The organism is Hydrocoleum sp. CS-953 (assembly GCF_002260545.1).
Taxonomy (GTDB): domain Bacteria; phylum Cyanobacteriota; class Cyanobacteriia; order Cyanobacteriales; family Microcoleaceae; genus Trichodesmium.
Map to the genome: position 1 here is coordinate 1 of NZ_LGSU01000955.1, position 5,678 is coordinate 5,678.

At 39.4% G+C, this 5,678-nt stretch carries 4 protein-coding genes; all 4 read right to left on the reverse strand.

The genetic code is table 11. The features are described 5' to 3' along the window. Positions 1–687 precede the first annotated feature (687 nt). Positions 688–843, reverse strand: a complete 156-nt coding sequence (locus tag AFK68_RS36725) for a hypothetical protein (protein WP_168186449.1) — start codon at positions 841–843, stop codon at positions 688–690. Between the two features lie 106 nt (positions 844–949). Beyond that, positions 950–1,180, reverse strand: coding sequence for a hypothetical protein (locus tag AFK68_RS45045; protein WP_371357368.1), 231 nt, complete (start codon positions 1,178–1,180; stop codon positions 950–952). Between the two features lie 1,689 nt (positions 1,181–2,869). Then, positions 2,870–4,378: a GMC family oxidoreductase N-terminal domain-containing protein gene (locus AFK68_RS13265; RefSeq protein WP_094673220.1), complete on the reverse strand. Its 1,509-nt coding sequence runs from the start codon at positions 4,376–4,378 to the stop codon at positions 2,870–2,872. A 751-nt stretch (positions 4,379–5,129) separates the two neighbouring features. Further along, positions 5,130–5,678: aspartyl/asparaginyl beta-hydroxylase domain-containing protein (locus AFK68_RS13270; RefSeq protein WP_094673221.1), on the reverse strand; the 549-nt coding region annotated here is incomplete at its 5' end.

Here is a 5,678-nt window from a genome sequence, read left to right on the forward strand (position 1 = left end):
AGTAGATAAGTACCTGAAAAAAAATATTTACATACTGGGTTATTCGGAAACAAAGGTTTTAGGTTAAATTTTAAATTTTGTCTATATACTTACAGCAGTTTCGGAGTTAGTGAGGTACAAATTTTTAGGACTTTAAGCAACAAGCAACAGGCAATAGAGTATTAATAAAGTGTATAGCGCTACGCGCTAGGGAATAGGGAACAGGGAACAGGGAACAGGAGACTATCAAAGGGTTTCATAATTTATAAATGTCCTAACCTTTGCTTCGACTGCTATACCTCACCATCCTCAAAAGTGCTGTAAGACGACAACTCTCCCCCCCTTCCCTTGCAGGGAAGGGGGTTGGGGGGTTAGGTTTTCAACCCACAAACAGCTTGATACCCTAATAGATAGGAAATAAATACAGCTTCGCGCCCTCTAACTCCTTAATGTTAATTGGGCGGGTTTATGTAATTTATAGAGAAATATCAACTTTGCCCCTACCACCCCACAGAATAATAGGGAAAACGATTCCCTTTAATAAAGTCCATCGCTGTTTTAGCAATAGCTGGAATTTCAATCTTGACAATTTTTTCTACTAAAAAAGGNCCCTAATAGATAGGAAATAAATACAGCTTCGCGCCCTCTAACTCCTTAATGTTAATTGGGCGGGTTTATGTAATTTATAGAGAAATATCAACTTTGCCCCTACCACCCCACAGAATAATAGGGAAAACGATTCCCTTTAATAAAGTCCATCGCTGTTTTAGCAATAGCTGGAATTTCAATCTTGACAATTTTTTCTACTAAAAAAGGTAAGGGAATTTTACCAGGGGATAGCTTAGTCTGAGGAACTTTACTCAATTTTGGAAGGAGTCAGAAGTCAGGAGTCAGGAGTCAGGAGGGAATTCAGGAGGAGTCAGGAGGTTGTCTACGTTGTTCAATTGCAGCAATGTATGAATCTAGTAACTTACTTACTTCTTCGATCGGGTAGTAGAAGTTCTGAAGTATCCCCATATTCAAGGTCAGCAGATTCTCTCCTCCCATTTGACTCCTGACTCCTGTCTCCTGACTCCTTCTTCATACTAATACAGACGCTCGTCTCAATTGAGAAGTTAATCCCTAGGTTTCTGCTTTGGGAAAATTGCTGAATCGAGCGGTACACCTCTAAAACGAGTTGATGTGCTTTTTGCCAAACAATTAAATCTTGAAAACTTTTAGCAGATTCTCTCCTCCCATTTGACTCCTTCTTCTGCCCTCTTCATTCTGACTCCTGACTCCTGACTCCTGTCTCCTGACTCCTTCTTACTGACTTTCCTGCGGAATGCGGAGCAAACAAACTTCTGACTTCTCTCCTCGTGCCTGGTATCGGTGAAAAAAAGTTTCTCAAGGAAAATGCTACTGAATTTAGCACTTCATGCCTTCTAACTTACTGCTGTTTCCTAGCATATAACTGCCGAGTATGATACGAAGTTAATATAGATGGTTCCCCTCTACTTCACTCTATTTTTCTTGTTCGTTCGACCCCCCCATCCCGATAGGCACCTAGTACAGCCACCCCTATTACATATATAACTCCCAGCAGCAGACTATCTTTTGTTATTGTGGAGAGCCGAAGGGCAGGCAGACAGGTAGGAGCATCGATGGCTAATATAAACGATTTGGACGACAAACATACAATTTGTAAGTACCATAAAATATATAAAACATTACAAATAACAAAAAAAGGAATAGATGCATACAATAAGACGCAAGGGATCATACCCTCACTGTCCTTTTCTAATGTATTTCGTCCATACAAAACAAAAGAACAAAATCTATAGACTAACACCAAGAAAAAAGACAAAACAAAAAACACAACTAGGTTGATCAATTGAAAAAAACCAAGGAAACCTCCTATAAAGAAGATAACGAGTAAGAAATCAACAAAGATTTTAACCATTTTTAACCAAAAATCTTAAATCTCATTTTTGCAAAGAAACATTTAGAAACATTTTTTTTGCATTTCTTCTTCTGGCTATTTGCTATCTTTCTTGTGCCTGGTATCGCTGAAAAAAAGTTTCTCAAGGGAAATGCTACTGAATTTAGCACTTCATGCCTTCTAACTTACTGCTGGTTCCTAGCATAAAACCGCCGAGTGTGATACGAGGTTAAACGTTCAGGGTGCCTGGTGACCACAACGCCACAACCACCGCAACCCCTGATCCCTCCCCTCCCGTACTCACCATTGGCTGCTGATACTGGATATGAAGTCCGCTGTAGTATAAGCTTCTAAATCACTAGGTAGGGTATCTACAATAACACAGGGGGAGGCCCAGGCCTCGACTGGACCGGAGAACGTACTATCGTAAGATAATATACAATCATTAATGGCGGCGTAATCATTCCATCCAAAGGTTTGGACTGTGTCACGAGCGCCCACAACCTCATCCAATTCCTTTTCCGATAATTCTTCGAATTCCGATAATTCTTCGAATTGTGCTCGTTTGTTTTGTTTTTGGGCTAACTCGGAATCGAACTTCTTGAGTGACTTTTTATACATAGCGTATTTTAATCTTTATGTGAACCGTTTGATCATTACACACATAACAATAAAAACTATGCCAAAATGGCGGGCATTTTTGGCGCATGTATCAGGCGCGCGCGGGCGCTGTGGCGAGGGAGGGCAAAAGGCAGGCGGTTGGCGTCATCTATGCTGGTGGGATGACGATGTGACTGCGGCGTGGCAGTGCAATGGCATCCTCTCTTCTTCGTCCTGTTTGTTTTTCCGGCGTTGCTGAAACCTTGGGACAGTGTCTTTCACGGACCACACGGACCACACGGACCACACCCCCCACATCCCATTCATCCCACTTCCCTAAGCAACGCCGTTTTTCCTTTTCGCACTTTCTCACCTAGCTTCGCATATCTTCCTCCCAACTCTCAGAGCATTCGCTGCAATAGTTAAAGCTGGACTGACACCCAAAGCATTAGGCATAAACCCACCATCCACAACAAAAACATTTTCATGGCCATGTAAACGACAATCTTTATCAAGCACAGATGTATTTGGATCTGTACCAAACCGAGTCGTACCTACCTGGTGGGATGTATGAATATCATCCTTATCACCCGTCGCTCCAAAAGATAATACTGCTCCGGCCAACCCGAACACCTGCTTTAACTTCTTCTTATAGTACCGAGAACGATAAACATCATAAGGATGAAATTTATGGAACAGACGAATTTTCCCATCCTTACCTAGTTCTATCCGATTTTCCTCTTGGGGTAAATCTTCCACAATGCCAGTTATTGCCAACATTCGCTTGAGGAGAAATTCGGCAATAGGTTTTGGTATTGGTACAGGGAAATTTTGTTGTAGAGAAAGAAGTCCGGGAATAGGTACTGTTTGAGCTAACCCCAATTTATGAGGAAATTCCTTAGTTCCCAGATAGAGGTCTGTAAACCCTAACTGTTTAATAAATTTATCGGCTCCTCCCGTCTCTTGTTTGAATAATCCTGCCATTAAAGCACCACAATGATACATATAATTCCGCCCCAATTGTCCGCTACGTCCTGTCAAACCAGACTTCATCAAAATAACTGGACTACCCAAAGCTCCCGCAGAAAGAATATAAACTTTAGCTGTTAGTTCCTCAACTTTGCTAGTTTGACGACAACGCAGACGAATACCCGTAACTTTTTTACTGCTATTAGTAACTAAATAGTCTGCTTCTGTGAAAATTTGAACTTTAAGGTTATAATTAAAAGTTGCTTTATCAATAGCACGCACAACTGTAGAGGCACGAGCTTCATTAGGGCAGTAAAAACCAGGACATTTAGAACAACGTAGACAACTATCAAAGTCTATGCCAAAGGGGAGATGAAATGGCATTAACCCAGCATCTTTGATACCTTTTTCCAATTGTTGGTTAATTGGTTCGAGTGGCGGAACTTTCCCTGGATAACCGTTGCTTGGTGTTCCCACATTGGGCATTTTGGATGGCCTATCCCCAGCAACATGAAATAAAGCCTCTGCTTGGTCAAAGTAGGGAGCCATCTCTTCGTAAGTAATTGGCCAATCCCACAGATGACGAGGTAGCCATTGGTCATAAAATTTCCCTGGGTGGAAGTCGTAAGGACTTGGGCGCATTAATACCCCTCCATATAAGGATGTTCCACCACCTAATATTCCAGCGATGTGGAGTCTAGCGCTACGTCCATTAACTTCAATTTGGCGATCGTCGAAAGCTTCTTTATTAATTAACATTCGTTGCTCATCTTGGAAAGCTTCAACGTCACTAAATCTTAGGCCACGTTCTACTAAGAGAACCCGTTTACCAGCTTTTGCTAGAGTATGGGCGATCGTTCCTCCTCCTGCACCACTGCCAATAATTATTGCGTCAAAATCGTAACCCACTACTCTCTCCCAATATATTTTTTGATTTTTTTATTAATAAATAAATACATAAAATGCAGGATCTTTATTTGTATATCAAAAGTGCCTACAAAAGTCAAAATTTTTTTTATTATATATAGGAATTACCAGAAATATATAAGTAATATCATGTTCGCTTGAATACTTAATATATTGGCTAGTAGTTTTGTTCTAGCCTGCTAAATATGTATCAGTTGCTCAAGCCCAACTACAAACTAATTCTTTTTTATATCAAGTATCCGTTTAAATATGTATCAGTTGCTCAAGCCCAACTACAAACTAATACTTTTTTATAACTGATTATCAGCAATTTGTAGCTCCCCTAGAGGGGCGACACATAATCTAAGCAATGTAATTTTGTTGTATTAGTTATACAAATACAAAAGTCTCTTTTTATAATTTCAGAAAGAGGTAGAAATTCACAAAAAAATCAAAGACAATGGTATCTATAACTTATTTAGATATTAGGGTTTGGAGACCAAACCCCTACGATAAAATGTTACAACATAAGGGCAGATTTTTATATTAGAATCAAATCAAAAAATATTTTTACTAAGTTAATCAGTTAATTCATAAGCTTTTTTCTTCTATGTCTTTTTTATGACTTTTTCCTGATGGAATTTAACTGTGAAAAATAGACAAAAATTAGTCTAGCTGTCGCAGGCAAGATGCCCGCGCTACTACTCCCTATTCTGTAGGGACATTGCATGCAACGTCCCTACTTCCTTTTTTACTATTTTGATGATGAAACTTTCTCTTTTTTATTTTCCTTGGCAAACAATTTTTCTAAACGGTCTTCCCAGTTTTTCTGATTAACATTTGCATCTTGAATATAAGGAGAAACCGCAATTAATTTCATCATTAATTCATTCAAAAATGATAGGGGAAAACGCATCGGTCTCATTATATCTAAAAACAAAACTGCACGGACACCATCAGTTTCATTCCAAGCTTCATGGGGGAAAGAATCATCAAAAATCATACTTTTTCCTTCTTCCCAATGACGAGTTTCATCACCTACTCGAATCCGACATTTTTCTTTTGGTTCAGGTACTTTTAATGCTAATAAATAACGAATAACTCCTTTGTATGGGCCTCGGTGTTCGGGAATATGTTTACCAGGCATTAAAATTGAAAAGAATGCCGTTTTCATTCCTGGAATTTTTTCAATTAAACGAGTTGTTTCTGGGCATCTTTGACAATTTTTTTCTGCTTTTATTCCATACCCATACATAAAGAATGTTTTCCACAAATCGTCAGGGCTAGTATAATCAGCTTGGTC